The 18,512-nt window shown below is 72.2% G+C and carries 16 protein-coding genes; 6 read left to right on the top strand and 10 right to left on the bottom strand.

The genetic code is table 11. The features are described from left to right. Window positions 1-10: 10 nt before the first annotated feature. From lhpI to V4F39_RS13815, 3 genes are read left to right on the top strand one after another with little or no spacing between them, the layout of a single operon-like run. Window positions 11-985 (top strand): bifunctional Delta(1)-pyrroline-2-carboxylate/Delta(1)-piperideine-2-carboxylate reductase, encoded by a 975-nt coding sequence (gene lhpI, locus V4F39_RS13825; RefSeq protein WP_332290094.1) that lies wholly within the window; start codon window positions 11-13, stop codon window positions 983-985. Beyond that, a complete protein-coding gene (locus tag V4F39_RS13820; protein ID WP_332290093.1) occupies window positions 982-1,296 on the top strand; it encodes a hypothetical protein in 315 nt (104 codons plus the stop codon). Before lhpI ends, V4F39_RS13820 begins: the two co-directional genes overlap by 4 nt. Before the next feature lie 15 nt (window positions 1,297-1,311). Further along, window positions 1,312-1,674: a hypothetical protein gene (locus V4F39_RS13815; RefSeq protein WP_332290092.1), complete on the top strand. Its 363-nt coding sequence runs from the start codon at window positions 1,312-1,314 to the stop codon at window positions 1,672-1,674. 30 nt (window positions 1,675-1,704) lie between these two features. Here the strand turns inward: V4F39_RS13815 and V4F39_RS13810 are convergent, their stop codons facing one another. From V4F39_RS13810 to V4F39_RS13800, 3 genes are all read right to left on the bottom strand, one after another. Then, window positions 1,705-2,106, bottom strand: coding sequence for a VOC family protein (locus tag V4F39_RS13810; protein WP_332290091.1), 402 nt, complete (start codon window positions 2,104-2,106; stop codon window positions 1,705-1,707). A 28-nt stretch (window positions 2,107-2,134) separates the two neighbouring features. Further along, a complete protein-coding gene (locus V4F39_RS13805; protein ID WP_332290090.1) occupies window positions 2,135-3,253 on the bottom strand; it encodes a M14 family metallopeptidase in 1,119 nt (372 codons plus the stop codon). A gap of 158 nt (window positions 3,254-3,411) precedes the next feature. Further along, the gene (locus V4F39_RS13800; RefSeq protein ID WP_332290089.1) at window positions 3,412-4,596 is read right to left on the bottom strand and encodes a M20 aminoacylase family protein; all 1,185 of its coding nucleotides are present in this window, start codon (window positions 4,594-4,596) and stop codon (window positions 3,412-3,414) included. A gap of 81 nt (window positions 4,597-4,677) precedes the next feature. On the opposite strand from V4F39_RS13800, the gene V4F39_RS13795 reads away from it, so the two are divergent. From V4F39_RS13795 to V4F39_RS13785, 3 genes are read left to right on the top strand one after another with little or no spacing between them, the layout of a single operon-like run. Further along, complete coding sequence (locus V4F39_RS13795; protein WP_332290088.1) at window positions 4,678-6,765, top strand: molybdopterin-containing oxidoreductase family protein; 2,088 nt, start codon at window positions 4,678-4,680, stop codon at window positions 6,763-6,765. Continuing rightward, window positions 6,762-7,844, top strand: coding sequence for an aminopeptidase (locus V4F39_RS13790; RefSeq protein WP_332290087.1), 1,083 nt, complete (start codon window positions 6,762-6,764; stop codon window positions 7,842-7,844). Before V4F39_RS13795 ends, V4F39_RS13790 begins: the two co-directional genes overlap by 4 nt. Window positions 7,845-7,862: 18 nt before the next feature. Next, window positions 7,863-8,168: a polyhydroxyalkanoic acid system family protein gene (locus tag V4F39_RS13785; protein ID WP_332290086.1), complete on the top strand. Its 306-nt coding sequence runs from the start codon at window positions 7,863-7,865 to the stop codon at window positions 8,166-8,168. Between the two features lie 6 nt (window positions 8,169-8,174). On the opposite strand, the gene V4F39_RS13780 is transcribed toward V4F39_RS13785, so the two are convergent. The 7 genes from V4F39_RS13780 to pncA form a co-directional block, all read right to left on the bottom strand. Next, entirely contained in the window at window positions 8,175-8,429 is a 255-nt protein-coding gene (locus V4F39_RS13780; protein WP_332290085.1) for an acyl-CoA-binding protein, read from the bottom strand. 45 nt (window positions 8,430-8,474) lie between these two features. Further along, entirely contained in the window at window positions 8,475-9,671 is a 1,197-nt protein-coding gene (pncB, locus tag V4F39_RS13775; protein ID WP_332290084.1) for a nicotinate phosphoribosyltransferase, read from the bottom strand. A gap of 93 nt (window positions 9,672-9,764) precedes the next feature. Continuing rightward, complete coding sequence (locus V4F39_RS13770) at window positions 9,765-11,282, bottom strand: BCCT family transporter (RefSeq protein ID WP_332290083.1); 1,518 nt, start codon at window positions 11,280-11,282, stop codon at window positions 9,765-9,767. A 331-nt stretch (window positions 11,283-11,613) separates the two neighbouring features. After that, window positions 11,614-13,353: a tannase/feruloyl esterase family alpha/beta hydrolase gene (locus tag V4F39_RS13765; RefSeq protein ID WP_332290082.1), complete on the bottom strand. Its 1,740-nt coding sequence runs from the start codon at window positions 13,351-13,353 to the stop codon at window positions 11,614-11,616. A gap of 156 nt (window positions 13,354-13,509) precedes the next feature. After that, a complete protein-coding gene (locus tag V4F39_RS13760) occupies window positions 13,510-17,133 on the bottom strand; it encodes a molybdopterin cofactor-binding domain-containing protein (protein WP_332290081.1) in 3,624 nt (1,207 codons plus the stop codon). Then, window positions 17,130-17,675: a (2Fe-2S)-binding protein gene (locus V4F39_RS13755; RefSeq protein WP_332290079.1), complete on the bottom strand. Its 546-nt coding sequence runs from the start codon at window positions 17,673-17,675 to the stop codon at window positions 17,130-17,132. Before V4F39_RS13755 ends, V4F39_RS13760 begins: the two co-directional genes overlap by 4 nt. 17 nt (window positions 17,676-17,692) lie before the next feature. Further along, window positions 17,693-18,484 (bottom strand): bifunctional nicotinamidase/pyrazinamidase, encoded by a 792-nt coding sequence (gene pncA / locus V4F39_RS13750; RefSeq protein ID WP_332290078.1) that lies wholly within the window; start codon window positions 18,482-18,484, stop codon window positions 17,693-17,695. Between the last annotated feature and the right edge of the window lie 28 nt (window positions 18,485-18,512).

The following is an 18,512-nucleotide window of genomic DNA, read 5'->3' as shown; positions in this document are numbered from 1 at the left end:
CATCGGCGGCATGCGCACCTTTGATGCCGACGCCACCCGCGAGGCCCTGCCGTTCGACCGCCTGATCCCCGCGCTCGCGCGCCTGTTCGCCGAGGGCTGCGAGGTGCCGCCGCGGCAGGTGCTGGAGGTGCCCGATCCGCAGGGCGCGGAGCCGGCGACGGTGCTGGTCATGCCGGCCTGGGTGCCCGGGCGCTGCTTCGGGTTGAAGACCATCACCATCGCACCCGGCAACCGCCGCCGCGGGCTGCCCGGCCTGCACGCGACCTACCTGCTGAACGATGCGGCGACCGGCGTGCCGCTGGCGCTGATCGACGGCGACGAGCTGACCGCGCGGCGCACCGCGGCGGCCTCGGCATTGGCCGCCAGCCACCTTGCGCGGCTGGATGCGCGGCGGTTGCTGGTGGTGGGGGCGGGCCGCGTCGCGGCATTGCTGGCCGAGGCGCACCGCGCGGTGCGGCCGATCGCCGAGGTCCGCGTGTGGGCCCGGCGCCCCCAGGCCGCAGCAGGGCTCGCCGCGGCGCTGGCCGCGCAGGGCATGCCGGCCGAGCCCGCGGCCGACCTCTCCGCGGCCGCGCACTGGGCCGACATCGTGAGCTGCGCCACGCTGGCGGCCGAGCCGGTCATCCACGGCACCTGGCTGCGGCCGGGCAGCCACCTCGATCTCATCGGCAGCTTCACGCCGCGGATGCGGGAGGCCGACGACGCCTGCTTTGCCGGCGCCGGCCTGTGGATCGACACGGCGGAGGCGCTGCAGAAGAGCGGCGAGCTGCTCGGCCCGATGTCGCGCGGCGTCTTCGGCCCCGGCGACGTGTGCGGCACGCTCGCCCAGCTGTGCCGTGGGGAGCGGCCCGGCCGGGCCGGCCCGGCGCAGCGCACGGTGTTCAAGTCGGTCGGTACCGCGCTCGAAGACCTCGCCGCCGGGATGCTGGTGGCCGGGCATTACCATGCCGGCTCCTCGCAGCCCGTGGGCGGAGGCATGCCATGAACTTGATATCCCAAGCCCTGGCCGGCGTGGTGCTGGCCGCCTGCATCGCCCTGCTGCTGCGCATGCTGATCGGCGAGCGCCGGCGTGCGCGTTTGGACGCCGCCTTGCGGCGCGGTTGGGCTGCCTTGCGCCGCCGCTCCCTGGCGCGCCCGGCCGCCAAGCCGCTGCACCCGCAGGACGCCGCGCGCATGGCCGAGGAGGCCATCCGCCGCGCCGCCCGCCGTGGCCGCTGGGACGGCAACGTCTACAAACCTGACGCCTTCCGCCCGCCCAAGGACGGGCAGGGCCGCGACCGGCGCAAGCCCCACTGATCCTCCTTCCCGACGATGCTGCCTGTTCCGAGCCGACGTCCGCCCGAGCGCTGGGTGGCGGAAACCAGGGGCCGCGAGACGCTGCGGCTCGACATCCCGCCCGATGCGCTGCGCGACCGCACCTTCGAGATCTCCTGCAGCTTGCAGGTGGCCGCCAAGGGTGCGGAGGGCGCCTGGCACGCGCTGAAGGTGCTGGTCGACGGCGCCCAGGAGTGGGCGCGCCGCGTGCCCACCCATGCCGACGGCCGCGACTCGCTCGATGTCCGCTTCCGCAAGACCGTGCCGGCCGGCCGGCCGCTGCGGCTGTCCGCCCTCGGCGAACTGCACCGCGCTGCGGCGGTCAGCCTGCAGCTCGTCGCGGAGGAGGAGGGCGGCTGAACCGGGGCGGGCCTGCGTGCGCGCCGCCCGTCACCACGGGTCGTAGCTGCCCACGCTCCAGAGGTGTCCTTCGAGGTCGCGGCAGCTGAAGCCGCGGCCACCGTAGTCCTCGTCCCGGATGTCGATGACGATCTCGGCCCCGGCTGCCTTGGCGCGGGCGTAGACCGCGTCCGCATCGGCCACCGCCACGTACGCGCTCTGCGTCTCGGCGCCGCCGACCTCGTCCGGCTGGCGGATCAACCGTCCCCAGGCCGTGTCGCCCGCCACCGAGCCCAGCATCACCATGCCCTTGCCGTGGACCAGCTGGGCATGGGCGATCGTGCCGTCGGCGTTCGGGTGGACGGCCTGCCGCTCGAAGCCGAACACCTCGCACAGCCAGTCGATCGCGGCGGCGGCGTCGCGGTAGCGCAGGCAGGGGATGATGGCGGACATCGGGCGCTCCTTCCGGGCGTCGGCGACCTCAGCGCCGGGGCGGGGCCGGCCGAGCGCCCCCGAGGCCGGCCACGGCCTGGTCGGCGGCCTCCCGGCCCTGGACGACGACACGCTCGCGCCAGTCGTCGGTCTCGATGTAGAACGCGGCGCGCATGCGCTGCTCGATCTCGCGGCGCTGCGGTGTGTCGCCGACCTCGGGGTGGTTTTCCAGCCACTGCGCGGCGCGCAGCGATTCGATCATCTCGGTCAGCGGCACCGTGCCGTACTCGAGCGCGATGCCGGTGTACTCGGCCTGCGCGCATTCCTGGTCGACCACGGTCCACATCAAACCGACCAGCAGCGCGGAACTGGAGCTGCCGTCGTAGATCGACGTGACGCCGTCGCCCCACCACGCACGGGCGCGCGCCAGCGCGGCCGCATCGTCGCGGCAGGCGAAGATGCGCTCGCCGTGGCCGGTGGGGCCGAGGCCGGTGTGCAGGTCGATCCAGCCCAGCCGCTCGCAGCGCTGCGCGTGGTCCTGCAGCACGTGGCGCAGCGTCTGCTGGCTCCAGGTGGGGTTCTGCCCGCCGTAGAAGAGGCCTTCCGGGTGGGTGTACTGCCCGCTCGAAATCGCCGTCTGCAGCGCCCGCTCGCCCTGCTGGGCCGCGAAGGCGAGCAGCGCGGCCTGCGCCTGCGGCGGCGGCGGCCAGGTCTCGGGCACCAGCCAGTGCGCCAGCTCGGCGTAGTGCGGGTTCTCGGGCAGCGGGCGGCTGAAGTCGTGGAAGTTGCGGTTGAGGTCGACGTTCTCGTGCGTGGTGCGGCGGCCCCATGAGAAGCCCCAGGGGTTCAGCGCATGGATGTACAGCACGGCCACGCCGGCATCGCGGGCGCGGCGCTGGAAGCCGGCATCGGCCAGCAGGGCGTTCTGCACCGCCGAGCCGCAGTAGCCCTCGATGCCGTGGCAGGCGCTGCTGACGATGAGCAGCGCTTTCGCATCGGCCGGCCCGCTGCGCGCCACGTCCATCGCCAGTGCCTCGCCGTCGCGACCGACGAGCGGGTGCGGATGGCTCTGCACGTCCAGCCCGGCCGCGTCCGCCGCTGCCAGGAACTTGCCGCGCGCCTCGGCGTAGCTGGCCGCGAAGCAGGCGTTCACGGTGTCGGCATCCATCGTCATGTCACCCACTGCGCTGCATGTTGCTCAGGGCATCGACCAAGCCACCCGCGACGGATCCGGCTCCGCCGGTCCGCCCGCGGGGCGGCCCCAAGGGCCACGCGGGGGCCCGTTCCGGTCCCTGGGGGTAGCGAGCGAATGCGAGCTTGGGGGCTTCATCTCAACCAGGCCTCGGCGATCCGCACCCAGGCGGTCGCGCCGAGCGGGATCAGGTCGTCGTTGAAGTCGTAGCTGGGGTTGTGCAGCATGCAGGGCCCCAGGCCGTGGCCGCCGTCGCGGTGCGCGCCTTCGCCGTTGCCGATCATCAGGTAACAGCCGGGCACGTTCTGCAGGAAGAAGCTGAAGTCCTCGGCGCCCATGGTCGGCTCGAACGGCACCACGTTGTCGGCGCCCACCACCCCGGCCAGCACCTGGCGTGCGAAGTCGGTCTCGGCCTCGTGGTTGATGGTGGGCGGGTAGTTGCGCGAGAACTCGAAGTCGGCCGTGCAGCCGAACGCCATCGCGGTGTGCTCGGCCACCTCCTGCATGCGGCGCTCGATCATGTCGAGCACGTCGGTGGTGAAGGTGCGCACGGTGCCCTCCATCACGCAGCTTTCCGGGATGACGTTCGTCGCCTCGCCGGTGTGGATCATCGTCACCGAGATCACGCCGGTGTCGATCGGCCGCTTGTTGCGGCTGATGATGGTCTGGAAGGCCTGCACCATCTGGCACGCGGCCGGCACCGGGTCGGTGCCCAGGTGCGGCATGGCGCCGTGGGCGCCCTTGCCGCGCACGGTGATCTTGAATTCGTTGCTCGACGCGTAGATCGGCCCCGGGCTCAGCGCGAACTGCCCCACCTGCAGGCCCGGCCAGTTGTGGGCGCCGAAGATGGCTTCCATCGGGAACTGCTCGAACAGCCCGTCCTTGATCATCTCGCGAGCACCGCCGCCGCCTTCTTCCGCCGGCTGGAAGACCAGGTAAACCGTGCCGTCGAAGTTGCGGTGCCGGCTGAAATGCTTGGCCGCCGCCAGCAGCATCGCGGTGTGACCGTCGTGGCCGCACGCGTGCATCTTGCCGGGGTGCCTGCTGGCATGGGCGAACTGGTTGTGCTCGGTCATCGGCAGCGCGTCGATGTCGGCCCGGATGCCGATCGCCCGGTGGGAACTGCCGTTCTTCACGATGCCGACCACGCCGGTGGTGCCCATGCCGCGGTGCACGGGAATGCCCCAGTCGTTGAGCGCGTTGGCGATCAGGTCGGCGGTGCGCACCTCCTCGAAGCAGAGCTCGGGGTGCGCATGGATGTCCCGCCGCAGGGTGGCAATGCTGGCAGCGTCTGCCAGGATCGATTCGATCAATCGCATGATGGAACAAGCTCCAAGCAGGGAGCGGGCCAGTTTACGCCTGGGCCTTCACCCGTTCTGCGGCTGTGCCATAGTGTTCCGATGAGCCCCGATGCCACCGCCGAACGGGTCGTGCGCGCCGCCTGCCCGCACGACTGCCCCGACACCTGCGCGATGCGCGTGACCGTCGCCGACGACCGCGTGATCCGCATCCAGGGTGACCCGGAACACCCGCCCACGCACGGCGCGCTCTGCACCAAGGTGTCGCGCTACGCGGAGCGGGTGGAGCACCCCGAGCGCGTGCTGCATCCGCTCAAGCGCGTCGGCCCCAAGGGCAGGGGCGAGTTCGTGCGCGTGGGCTGGGACGAGGCGCTGGCCGACATCGCGCAGCGCCTGGGCGCCATCGCCGCGCGCGATCCGCAGGCCATCCTGCCCTACAGCTACGCGGGGACGATGGGGCTGATCCAGGGCGAATCGATGGCCGCGCGGTTCTTCCACCGACTCGGCGCCTCGCTGCTCGACCGCACCATCTGCGCCAGCGCGGGCGGTGCCGGGCTGCAGGCCACCTACGGCGGCAAGCTCGGCATGCACTTGGAGCACTTTGCCGACAGCCGGCTGATCGTCATCTGGGGCAGCAATTCGATCGCCTCGAACCTGCATTTCTGGACCTTCGCCCAGCAGGCCAAGCGCGGCGGCGCGAAGCTCTGGTGCATCGACCCCCGCCGCACCGAGACGGCCGACAAGTGCCACCGCCACCTGGCGCTGCGGCCCGGCACCGACGGCGCGCTGGCGCTGGCGCTGATGCACGAGCTGATCGCGCACGACTGGCTGGACCCCGACTACATCGCCCGCCACGTCGACGGCTGGGATGAGCTGCGCGAACGCGCGCTGCAGTGGCCGCCCGAGCGCGCCGCGCCCGTGTGCGGCGTGGCGGCGGAAGACATCCGCGAGCTGGCGCGCGACTACGGCAGCACGCAGCCGGCCGCCATCCGCCTCAACTACGGGATGCAGCGCGTGCGCGGCGGGGGCAACGCGGTGCGGCTCGTGGCGCTGCTGCCGTGCCTCACCGGTGCCTGGCGCCACCCGGCCGGCGGCCTGCTGCTCAGCGCGTCGAGCTGGTTCCTGCGCGCGGTGGACCATGCCGCGCTGCAGCGCCCCGACCTGCTGGCCGGCCGCCGCCCGCGCACCGTCAACATGAGCACGATCGGCGACGACCTGCTGCGCGATGGCAGCGCGGCATTCGGCCCGAGGATCGAGGCGGTGGTCGTCTACAACAGCAACCCGGTGGCGGTGGCACCCGAATCGCCCAAGGTGGCGCGCGGCTTCGCCCGGGAGGACCTCTTCACCGTGGTGCTGGAGCACTTCCTGACCGACACGGCCGACCACGCCGACTACGTGCTGCCCGCCACCACCCAGCTCGAGCACCTCGACCTGCACACCAGCTACGGCCACACCTACCTGCAGCTCAACCAGCCGGCGATCACCCCGCGCGGCGAGGCGCGCCCGAACACCCAGGTGTTCCGCGAACTGGCGGTGCGCCTGGGGTTCGACGACGCCTGCTTCGCCGACACCGACGAGGCCATGGCGCGCCAGGCGCTGCGGCCCGAGACCGGCATCACGTTCGAAGGGCTGCAGGCCAGCGGCTGGGCGAAGCTGCCGCTGCCCGAGGCGCCGTTCGCCGACGGCGGCTTCTTCACCGCCAGCGGCAAGGCCGATGCGCGCGGCGCCGACTACGTGCCCAACTACGAGAGCGCCGAATCGAGCCCCGCGCTGGCCGAGCGCTACCCGCTGGCGATGATCTCGCCGCCGGCGCGGCATTTCCTCAATTCCACCTTCGTCAACGTCAAGAGCCTGCGCGGCATCGAGGGGGAGCCGCTGGTGGAGATCCATCCCGACGACGCCGCGCCGCGTGGCATCGAGAGCGGCACGCTGGTGCGCGTGTTCAACGGCCGCGGCAGCTACCGCTGCAAGGCCGAGGTGAGCACCCGGGCGCGGCCCGGCGTGGTCAACGGCCTGGGCATCTGGTGGCGCAAGCTGGGTGTGGACGGCACCAACGTCAACGAACTCACGCACCAGCAGCTCACCGACCTGGGCCGCGCGCCGTCGTTCTACGACTGCCTGGTCGAGGTGGTGGCCGATGCATCCGGCCCGGGGGAGCCGGCAGCGGCCGCTGCCGCCGTGGCGGCGTGACGCGGGGCCGGCGCATCTTGGCCTGGGGCCTGGGCGGTACGGGCGCTGCGCTGCTGCTGGCCGCCGGCCTGGGCGGCTGCGGCACCGCCGGCTACTACGCGCAGGCGGCGCGGGGCCACCTCGACATGCTGGCCCGTGCGAAGCCGGTGCCCGAGTGGCTCGCTGACGGCCACACGCCCGCGGCCTTGCGTGATCGGCTGGCGCTGTCGCAGCGCATCCGCGACTTTGCCGTCAGCGAGCTGCAGCTGCCCGACAACCGCAGCTACCGCAGCTACGTCGACCTGGGCCGCGGCGCGGCGGTGTGGAACGTCGTGGCCACGCCCGAGCTGTCGCTGCAGCTGAAGACCTGGTGCTTCCCGGTGGTGGGCTGCGTCGGCTATCGCGGCTACTACGACCGGTCGGCCGCCGATGCGCTGGCGGCCGAGCTGCGCGCGCAGGGCTGGGAGGCCGGGGTCTACGGCGTGCCCGCGTATTCGACGCTGGGCTGGAGCGAATGGCTGGGCGGCGATCCGCTGCTCAACACCTTCATCCACTACCCGGAGGGCGAGCTGGCGCGCATGGTGTTCCACGAGCTGGCGCACCAGGTGGCCTATGCCGATGACGACACCGCATTCAACGAGTCCTTCGCCACCGCGGTGGAGCGCATCGGCGGGCAGCGGTGGCTGGCGCAGCACGCGAGCGCCGCGGCGCGCGAGGCCTACGCCGCGCTCGATGCGCGGCGGCGGGAGTTCCGCGCGCTGACCTTCGCGGCCCGCACCGACCTCGACACCCTGTTCCGCAGCGACGCGCCCGAGGCCGAGAAGCGCCGGCGCAAGGCCGAGCGCATGGCGCGGCTGCGGGCCGACTACGAGGCGATGAAGCGCGAACGCTGGGGCGGCTTCGCCGGCTACGACGGCTGGTTCGAGCGGGCCAACAATCCGGCGCTCGCGGTGCAGGGGGCCTACAACGACCTGGTGCCGCAGTTCGAGCGCCTGTTCGAGCGCGAGGGCCGCGACTTTGCCCGCTTCTATGCCGAGGTGCGCCGCCTGGCCGCCATGCCCAAGACCGAGCGCCGCGCCGCCCTGGCCGCCGCGCCCTGAACCGCAGGAGACGACGACATGGCCCGCAACCCCGACATCCACATCCAGCGTACCCATGCGCTGGGCCTGCCGCAGGCGCGCACGCTGGCCCGCCGATGGATGGCGCAGGTGGAAGAGAAGTTCGGCCTGCGCTGCAGCCTGGTCGAGGGCGAGGACGGCGACACGGTGCGCTTCGAGCGCACCGGCGTGAAGGGCACCTTGTGCGTCACGCCCGATGGTTTCGACCTGCAGGCCGACCTGGGCTTCCTGTTCAAGCCGATGGGCGCGACGATCGAGGCCGAGATCGCGCGCAAGCTCGATGCGCTGCTGGCCCAGCCGACGTAGGCGGCGCTACTTCAGCGACTCGATCAGGTCGATGTAGTCCTGCATCGCCTGGGCGGGCGGCGTGCCCTGCAGGGCACGCCAGGCGTCCCATTTGGCGCGGCCGACGAAGTCGGTGGCGCCCGGCCGCTCGCCCGCCGCGTCGCCGCCTGCCTGCTTGTACAGCGCGTAGATCCTCAGCAGCGTCAGGTTGCCGGGCTTCTCGGGGAGCTGCGTGCTCTCGGCCACCGCTTGTTCGAAGCGGGCGCGCAGTTCGTCGGACATGGGGTGGATTCTCCGGTCGTGGCCAGGGGCTGCGATGGTAGGCCGTCAGCCGGCCGCCGGCGGCACGTTGAACACCTGGCGCAGGTAGGCCAGGAAGGTCTGGTCGTCGCAGATCGTCTTGCCGGGGCTGTCCGACAGCTTGGCCACCGGCTGGCCGTTGCAGTGCGTGAGCTTCATGACGATGTGCAGCGTCTTGTGCCCCATGTCGTTGGTCAGGTTGGTGCCGATGCCGAAGCCGGTCTGCGTGCGGTCGGCGAAGTGCCGGTACAGCGCCAGCGCCCGCGGCAGGTCGAGGCTGTCGGAGAAGGTCAGCCGCTTGGTGTGCGGGTTGATGCGCAGCTTCTCGTAGTGGGCGATGGCCTTCTCGCCCCAGACGTAGGGGTCGCCGGAATCGTGGCGCAGGCCGTCGAACAGCTTGGCGAAGTACAGGTCGAAGTCGGCGAGGAAGGCGTCCATGCCCACCACGTCGGTCAGCGCCGTGCCGAGGTCGCCGCGGTACTCCTGCACCCAGGATTCGAGCGCGGCCTTCTGGAAGTCGCGCAGCCGCACGCCCAGCGCCTGGTAGGTCTGCAGGTACTCGTGCGCCATCGTGCCGATGGGCACGAGGTCGAGGTCGCGCGCCAGCAGCACGTTGGAGGTGCCCTTGAAGTAGCGGGACGCCTCGCGCTTGAGCGTGGTCACCACCTCGCGCTGCCAGGCGCCGCTGTAGCGGCGGCGCACGCCGAAGTCGAAGAACTCGAAGGGGTGCGTGCGCGCGGGCTCGTGGTCGAAGCGGTTGAGCAGCTCCAGCTTGTCGAGCAGGCGCCGGCGGCCGGTGGCCAGCGCGGTCTCGGCTTCGAAGCGCCGGAAGTACAGCTCGTTGACGATCGCCAGCACGTAGATCTCGAAGGCCATCACGTGCACCTGCGGCCCGTTGGCGACGACCTCCAGCGTGTTGCCGGTGTGGCGCACGCTGACGAAATCGCGCTGGAACTGGAAGATCCGCAGGAAGTCGACGAAGTCGCTCTTGATGTAGCGCAGCCCGGCGATGTACCGCAGCTCGTCGGGCCGGAAGCGCAGCGTGCACAGGTGGTCGAGCTGCTCGCCCAGCTCCTGCTCCAGGTCGGTCAGCGGATAGCCGGGCTCGTGGCGGCACACGAAGCTGTATTCCGCCTGCGTCTGGGGATGGCGATGGAGCATCGCCTGCCACATCGTGAACTTGTAGAGGTCGTTGTCGAGCAGGCTGTGGATGATCGGTTGCACGCGGCGTCTCCGTGCGGCTCTGGCGGCCGCACGCGCCGATTGTCATACCAGGCGGGGCCGCGCGTGCCGGCCCCGCGCGCAAGCCCCGGCTTGCTAGCGGGCCGCCATCTGGCGCAGTTGGCGCTTCAGCGCCCGCTCGCGCCGGTCCTCCTCGTGCCAGTCGTCGCGCACGCCGCGCCAGAGGGCCACCGCCATCAGCAGGATGACGACGGTGAAGGGCAGCGCGAAGACGATGGTGGCCGTCTGCACCGCCTTCAGCCCGCCGCTCAGCAGCAGGCTGCCGGCGATGCCCGCGATCAGCAGGCCCCACAGGATCTTGCTGCGGGCGGACGGGTTGGGGTTGCCACGTGCGCTCATCATGCCCAGCACCAGCGTGGCCGAATCCCCCGAGGTCACGAAGAACACGATCACCAGCACGGTCGCGATGAACGACATCACCGGGCCCATCGGCAGCGCGCTGAACATCGAGAACAGGGCGGTGGAGACGTCGGCCTTCACGGCCTGCGCGATGGGGGCGGCCTGGGCGATCTCGAGCGTCAGCGCGGTGCCACCGAACACGGAGAACCACAGCACGGCGGCGAAGGTGGGCGCGAGCACGGTGCCGATGACGAACTCGCGGATCGTGCGGCCGCGCGACACGCGCGCGATGAACAGGCCGACAAACGGCGACCAGGACACCCACCAGGCCCAGTAGAAGATCGTCCACCCGCTGACCCAGGTGCTGTCGCGGAACGGCGTCATGCGCAGGCTCATGCGGACGAAGTCGCTCAGGTAGCCGCCGAGCGTGTTCGTCATCGTGTCGATGATCGCCACCGTCGGGCCGAGCAGAAAGACCGCCAGCGCCAGCAGCCCGGCGAGGATCAGGTTGGCGTTGGACAGCCACTTGACGCCGCGCTCCACGCCGCTCACCGCGGAGGTGATGAACAGCGCCGTGGTGACGGCGATGATGACGAGCTGCGCCGTGGTGGAGACGGGCACGCCGAACATCGTGCCCAGGCCGCTGTTGATCTGCAGCGCGCCGATGCCGAGCGAGGCCGCGACGCCGAAGGCGGTGGCGATCACGGCCAGCGTATCGACCAGCGGCGCGAGCCGCTGCACGGTGCGCGACGGCAGCGCCGACGTGACCGCGCTGATGAGCGCCGGCTGGCGCCGGCGGAACTGGAAGAACGCGATGGCCAGCGCGACCACGCTGTACACCGCCCACGGATGCAGCCCCCAGTGGAAGAAGCTGTAGCGCATCGCCGCGTTGGCAGCCTCGGGGGTGCCGGCGGTGATGCCCGGCGGCGGCGAGGTGTAGTGCGAGATTGGCTCGGCCACGCCCCAGAACACGAGGCCGATGCCCATGCCGGCGGCGAACAGCATCGCGAACCAGGAGCCCAGCGAGAACTCGGGCTCCTCGTCCTCGGCGCCGAGCTTGAGCGTGCCGTAGCGGCTGAAGGCCAGGATGGCGCACAAAATCACCAGCGCCAGCACCACCCACAGGTAGAACCAGCCGAAGTTGCGGGTGATGGCGGACAGCGCCTGGTCGAAGGTGGCGCCCAGCGAGGCGGGGAACAGCAGCCCCCAGGCGACGACCAGCGCGATCACGCCGGCGGACAGGAACGTTGGCATCGGGAATGAGCCCTCCATGCGGGGTGCCGACCATCGACGGGCCGCCACGGCGGCGGCCTCCGCGGCAGGGCGCAGCGGAGCGGTCGGCACGGGGGGCACGACACGCGGTTCGTCCGGCGTGCGGCCCCGGTTGGCGGGGCGCCGGTGCCAGACACGGCGCCCCAGGAAAGGACCGGCGCGGCCCTCGGGAAGGGGCGCTGCCGGCCGGCGGCCGCAGGCGCCTGGATGCGTGTCGATCAGGGCCTGCGCGGTGCTGCCGCCGGGTCGTTGCCCGGCGGCGAGGCGGCCATTTTAAGAGCGTGGGCTTTTCCCGCGGCGGCGGGGGTTACTTCTACTGGCAGGCGAAGTTCGCCGCGTCCTCGATGCTGCCGCTGCCCTTGTAGATGGCCTCCTTGGGATACGCGCACAGCGGGCGCGTGCGGCCGGGCCAGGCCACGCCGGCCGCGGCGCGGGCGGTGGAGGTCATGGTGTCGGGCGCGGTGCCGGCCTCTACCCAGCGCACCAGCGCGCCGAAGGCGTCGAACTGGTCGGTGCCGTAGGGGCCGCCGCTGCAGTGCGCCATGCCGGGCACCAGGAACACGCGCGCGAAGCCGGCCGCCGCGTCGGCGCCGTAGCGCGAGCGCACCTGCTCGTAGTAGCGCACCAGGTCGTGGTTCGAGAAGGCCAGATCGGCCGCGCCGTTGAACATGATCAGCTTGCCGCCGCGGGCCTTGAATGCATCCATGTCGGGCGAGTCGGCGTTGGTGAACGCGTTGCCCGAGCGCTTGAACAGGCCCGAGATCGCCGAGAGCTTGGCGAACTCCACGTCGATGTTGGCGCCCAGGCTGTAGCCGACGAGATCGGCCGTGAGGGTGGGCGGCGTGGTGTAGATGTGCGAGGCCTCGCCAGCGAAGATGAAGTGGAACGGGTTGGTGGCCTGTGCCGCCATGCCCGGGTCGAACGGCCAGGGCGCGTAGATCTGCTGGCCGGTGGACGTGTAGGCGCCGGCAAAGAGCTTCTTCACGTAGCCGGCCTTCGCGGCGGGCAGGCAGTTCGTGGTTTCGCCCGCGCCGCAGGCCCAGGTGGCCGGGTCGGGCTGGCACGCGCTCATTTTGCTGACCATGCCGTCGACGGCGCCGTCGAGCGCGTCGCAGGCATCCAGGATGCGCTGGCTCACCACCGCGCGTTCGCCGGCCGTCAGCGGCTGAGTGATGTCAGGCCGGCCGTCGGCGCCGCTGGGCGCGATCGTGGCCGCGAGCTGCGCCTGGTACACCGAGCCCTGGATGGACGCCTGCGTGAGCCGGAAGCCGGGCGCCGCGGCGACGATGCCGTCGAAGAGCTGGGGGTAGCGCTGCGCGGCCACCATCGCCTGCCGGCCGCCGTTGGAGCAGCCGACGAAGTAGCTGTGCGAAGGCTCGTCGCCGTAGAAGCGCTTGATCAGCGTCTTGGCGGCCGCGGTGACGAGCGGCAGCTGCGCATCGCCGTATTCGTCGCGCGCCTGCGGGTCGGCGCCGAAGAGGAACATGCCGTTGGCTGCACCGGCTTCGGTGAGGTGGCCGGAGTCGGTGGTGACCACCGCATAGCCGTCGAGCAGCGCGTTGCGCGTGTTGCCGCCGGCCGGGTAGCTGCCGGTGGCGGTGAAAAGCGTGCCGTCGACGCCGCTGCCGCCCTGGTAGTAGAAGCGCGAGTTCCACACCAGCGGCAGGCGCAGCTCGAACTGCAGCGCATAGGGCTTGCCGTCGATGCCGGTGCGCCGGTTCATCGCGCCGCGCACCAGGCAGTGGTCGGGCATCGACGTGGCAGTGAGGGTGCCGCCGGTGGCCGTGGTGAAGGCCGCGGTGTCGACGCTGCCCTTGTCCACGCTGGTGCCGGCCAGTGCCGCGCAGGCCTCGGTGAAGCTGGCGCTGGGTGCCGGGCTGCCGTCGCCGTCGCCGCCGCAGGCGGCGAGCAGCGCGAGGCCGGCGGCCGCGGCGAGCGGCAGGCGGGCAGGGGACGGGCGGAGGGGGTTGCGGATCCCGATGAGACGATCGATCACGTGGTACTCCTGCTGGTGAAGAAGCGCGGCACTGGTGCCGCGGCGGGCTGCATTCATGGAGTGCGCGCTGAATCTCCGTGTAGGGAACACTACATGAACGGAAACCGGCGTTGCAAGATGGATGCCCCGGGAAAAAGAACTGGAAACACGCCGTCCGCGCATGCGGCGGCCGCCCTGTGCGGGGCTTGCCGATGAAGGGCGCGCGGGGGGTGTTCAGTGCGCCGGCAGGGTGCGCAGGCGTGCGGCTTCGGCTTCGAGGTTCCGCCAGGCGGGCCGCCCTGGTGCGTAGCGCGCGCGCATGTACGCCGCGATCTCGGCGACCTGGCGGTCGTCCAGCGCATCGCGGAAGGCCGGCATGAAGCCCACGTCGCGTGTGGGCGGGTGCTGCAGGCCGTCGAGGATCGTGCGCAGCAGGTTGTCGGGGCGGTCGCTGTGCACGTTGGTGTTCAGCGCGAGCGGCAGGTCGAGCCCGAACTGGCCGGGCACCGGCGTGTCGTGGTGGCAGGCGCCGCAGGCGCCTTCGAAGAGGCGCTGGCTGGCGCCGGGCAGCAGGGCGGCGGTTGCCGTGGTGGTGGACGGCGATGCAAGCGCCGGCGCATTGAACGAGGCCAGGTAGGTCGCCATCGCGCGCACGTCGTCGTCGGGCAGCGCCTGCAACTCGTGCACCACCGGTGCCATCGGGCCGCTGGCCACGCCGTGGTTCGGGCTGAAGCCGCGGCGCAGGTAGCTGTAGAAGTCGTCCTCGGTCCACGGCCGCGGCCTGCGGCCCTGCGCGGTGAGCGAAGGGGCCTCCCAGCCGTCGACCACCGCGCCCGAGAGGTAGGCCGGCCCGCCGCGTTCGGCGCCGAAGGCGTTGCGAGGCGTGTGGCAGGCCCCGCAGTGGCCGGCGCCTTCGACGAGGTAGGCGCCGCGGTTCCAGGCCGCGGAGCGCGCCGGGTCGGTCGGCTGCGGGCCGGGCTGCAGGTACAGCGCGTTCCACAACGCCATCAGCGGGCGCACGCCGAACGGGAACGACAGCGCCGTGGCCGGCACCTCGCTGCGCACGGCCGGCTGGGCCATCAGGTAGGCATACAGCGCGGTGAGGTCGTCGTCCGTCATGCGTGTGAACGCGGTGTACGGGAAGGCCGGGTACAGGTGGCGGCCGTCGCGCGAGAGGCCCTCGCGCATCGCCCGCTGGAACGCGGTGAACGACCAGCGGCCGATGCCGGTGTCGGCGTCGGGCGTGAGGTTGGTGGTGTAGACGGTGCCGAAGGGCGTGGCCATCGCGCGGCCGCCCGCATTGGCCATGCCGCCCGGTGCGGTGTGGCACACGATGCAGTCGCCCGCCGCGGCGACGAGGCGCCCGCGTTCGATGGTCTCGGCGGTGTAGACGTGGCCGCTGCCGGGCGTGATCGGGGCGATGACGGGCCGCCAACCCAGTGCCGCACCGCCGAGCCCGACGATGCCGGCCAGGAGCGCGCCGGCCGTGGCCCACAGGCCTTTGCGGCGGCGAGGCTGGACGGCTCCCTTTCCCTGCGGGAGAGGGTCGGGGTGAGGGCTGCTGGAAGGGAGAGGGCGTTGCCCCAACGCCGCGCGCACCACCTCCGGCGTGAACGGCGGGTTGCGGAAACGCACGCCCGTCGCGTCGAAGATCGCGTTCGCGATGGCCGCCGTGCCCGGCACCGAGGCCGATTCGCCGGCGCCCAGCGGCGCCTCGCCGGGCCGTGGCATCAGCATCACCTCGACCACCGGCACTTCGCGGAAGCTGAGGATCGGGTAGCTGCCCCATTCGCGCGTGGCGACGGCGCCGAGGTTCGGGCCGGCCGGCTCGGTGCGCAGCTGCTCCTTCAGCGCGCGGCTGGTGGTCTGCAGCACGTTGCCGTGCACCTGGTGCTGCACCCCGGCGGGGTTGACCATCATCCCGGCGTCGTGGCCGACGACGACGCGGCTCACGTGCACCTCGCCGGTCACGCGGTTCACCTCCACGTCGGCCACCCAGGCGGCCCAGGCGGCGCCGAAGCCGGGGAACTTGCTGTGCACGTAGCGGGCGTACGCGAAGCCCTGGCCCTTCAGCACGTCGCCCACCGGCGCCTGGCCCTGCGGCGCGGCGTGCGGCAGCCAGCCGGCCTTGTCGGCGGTGGCGCGCACCAGCTCGGCGGCGCGTTCGTCCTTCAGGTAGCGCAGCCGGTACGCGACCGGGTCGACGCCGGCCGCGGTGGCCAGCTCGTCGACGTAGGACTCGTGCGCGAACGAGTTGGGCAGCGCCGACACGCCCCGCAGCCAGGAGGCGCGCAGGATCGGCGCCATGTCGTTGGCGGCGACGCGCAGGTTCGCGTAGTCGTAGGGCGGCACCGCGGTGCGGTCGCCCATCTCGTAGGCGGTGGCGGTCGGCTCGATCGTGCGCGTGAGCAGCAGTGCCAGCGTGGGCGCGCCGTTCGAGGGGTACGAGGTCTGGAAGTCGTAGGCCGCGGGCGAGCCGTCGGCATTCAGCCCGCCGTCGACCTGCATGAACTGCGCGGTGCCCTTGGGCTCCCAGGCGTGTTCCTGCTCCCGCGTGAGCTGCACGCGCACCGGCCGGCCGACCGCGCGCGACAGCAGCGCCGCATCGGCAGCCACGTCGTCGGCGCCGTTGCGGCCGTAGCAGCCGGCGGCCTCCATCCGCACCAGGTCCACGGCGGTGTCGGGCAGGCCCATCAGCTTGGCGATGTCGGCGCGCAGCACGTGCGGGTTCTGCGTGCCGGCCCACACGGTGATCGCGCCGTCGCGCCAGTCGGCGAGTGCGCAAGACGGTCCGATCGACGCATGCAGCTGGTACGGCCACAGGTAGGTGCGCGGCATCGGTTGCGCGGCCCCGGCGATGCCGGCCTCCACGTCGCCGCGCTCCAGCAGCAGCCGCCGCGTGGCGGGGTTGTTGCGCACGGCGTTCTCCACGTCGTCGAGCCCCGCGAGGCCCGGCCAGGGCTTCCAGCGGACCTGCAGCGTGCGCATGGCCTCCTCGGCCTGGTCCTCGCGCTCGGCGACGATGCCGACGAAGTCGCCCTGCGTGACCACCCCGACGATGCCGGGGAGGTGGGCGATCGAGGCCTCGTCCACGCCCTCCAGCGTGCGGCCGACGAAGTCGCCCGCGTCGATGCCGGCGTACGGCGGCCGCACGACCCGGCCGTGCAGCATGCCGGGCAGGCGCATGTCGTGCACGAACGTCAGCTCGCCGCTGACCTTGGCCGGGATGTCGACCCGCGCCACCGGCTGGCCGACGATGCGGTGCTCGCCAGCGGGTTTCAGCGGCACGCTGCCGGGCGCCAGCAGCAGCTCGACGTGGCGGCCCTGCAGCAGCGCGCCGTACGTCGTGCGCGCAGGGCTGGCCGTGTCGCCCGCCGCCCCCTCGAAGCGCACCGTGCCGTCGTTGACGCGCACCCGGTCTGCCGGCAGGGCCGCCGCCTCGGCCGCCTGCTGCACGAGCCAGGCGCGGGCCTGGGCCGCCGCCTGCCGCAGCGGCGCGCCGTGGACCTGGATCGAGGCGCTGGCGATCGTCGCGCCCTGGTTGGGCGCGCTGCCGGTGCTGCCCATCACCATCGTCACGCGGTCGAGTGCCACGTCCAGCTCCTCGGCGGCCAGTTGCGCCAGCGAGGTGCGCAGTCCGGTGCCCAGGTCGACATGGCCGTGCAGCGCGGTCACGCTGCCGTCGTCCCACACCGCGATCAGGATCTCGACGCCCTCGGCCGGGTTGGCCGGCACCGCGGCGGGCTGGCCGGGGCTGGGCGGCGCCGGTGGGGGCGGCTCGCGGGTGACGAGCAGCACGCCCGGGGCGGCGTGGTAGCCGGCGCGGTCGAGGTGCTGGTTCTGCCGGGCGCGGGTCATGCAGAGACGGGCCGCTCGCCCGCAGCGTCGCGCAGTGCGATCGCACGGTGCACGGCCGCCAGGATTTCCAGGTGCGTGCCGCAGCGGCACAGGTGGTGCGACAGCGCGCCGCGGATCTCGTCGTCCGACGGGTGCCCGCAGTGCGTGAGCAGCGCCACCGTGGCCATCACCATGCCGTTGAGGCAGTAGCCGCACTGCGCGGCCTGCGTGTCGATGAAGGCCTGCTGCACCCAGTGCGGCGCCGCCCGGCTGCCCAGGCCTTCCAGCGTGGTGACGGCGCGCCCCTCGACGCCGCCGGCCGGGATGCAGCACGAACGCGCCACGCGGCCATCGACCAGCACCGCGCAGGCGCCGCACTGGCCCAGGCCGCAGCCGTACTTGGGACCGTTCAACTGCAGGTCGTTGCGCAGCACCTGCAGCAGCGGTGCGTGGCGCGGCACGGGCAGCGCGCGCGGCGTGCCGTTGACCGTCAACCGCAGCGCACCCGCATCGGGGCGCGGCCCGGCTTGTGCGGCCCCGGCGACGGCGTCGGGTTTCAGCATGCGGCGGCAGTCCCGTGTCAGGCGGCGGCGATGTCGGCCGACTGGATGCGCTTGACGCCCTTGGCCGCCATCTGCTTCCAGGCCGCCGCCAGCGAGCCGTTGAGGTCGATGGCGCGCGTGGCGTCCTCGATCACGTAGGCGTTGAAGCCGGCCTTGCGCGCGTCCATCGCCGTCCAGGCGACGCAAAAGTCGGTCGCCAGCCCGGTGACGTACACCGTCTGGATGCCGCGGGCCTTCAGGTAGCCCGCCAGGCCGGTGACGGTCTTGCGGTCGGCTTCCTCGAAGGCCGAGTAGCTGTCGACGCCCTGGTTGAAGCCCTTGCGGATGATGAGCTGCGCGGTGGGCAGCAACAGGCCCTTGTGCAGCGCGGCGTCTTCCGTGCCCTGCACGCAGTGGTCGGGCCACAGCACCTGGCCGCCGTACTTCAGCACCGTGGTCTCGAACGGCTTCTTGCCGCCGTGGCTGCTGGCGAACGACGCGTGGCCGGGCGTGTGCCAGTCCTGCGTGACGACGATGTTGACGAACGCGGGCGCGATCCGGTTGATGACCGGCACCACCTCGTCGCCGCCCTTCACCGGCAGCGTGCCGCCGGGCACGAAGCAGTTCTGCACGTCGACGACGATCAGCGCCGACTTGCTGTCGGGCTTGATCGGCGGGGCCGCGAAGGTCCAAGGCGCGGCGGCCGAGGCCAGCAGCCCGGCGGACGACTGCAGCAGGAAGCGGCGGCGCGCCGCCGTGCGGCATTCGGCGGAAGGCACGAGGGCCGACGACGCAAGGGAGGACGATTCGGTCGCGGGGGAGGTGGTCATGGCAATGCTCCTGTGAGGCAGGGGACCG

It is taken from the genome of Aquincola agrisoli (genome assembly GCF_036621135.1).
Taxonomy (GTDB): domain Bacteria; phylum Pseudomonadota; class Gammaproteobacteria; order Burkholderiales; family Burkholderiaceae_C; genus Aquincola; species Aquincola agrisoli.
Note: the sequence above shows the minus strand (reverse complement) of the source record. Positions and strands in the feature narration are given on the sequence as shown.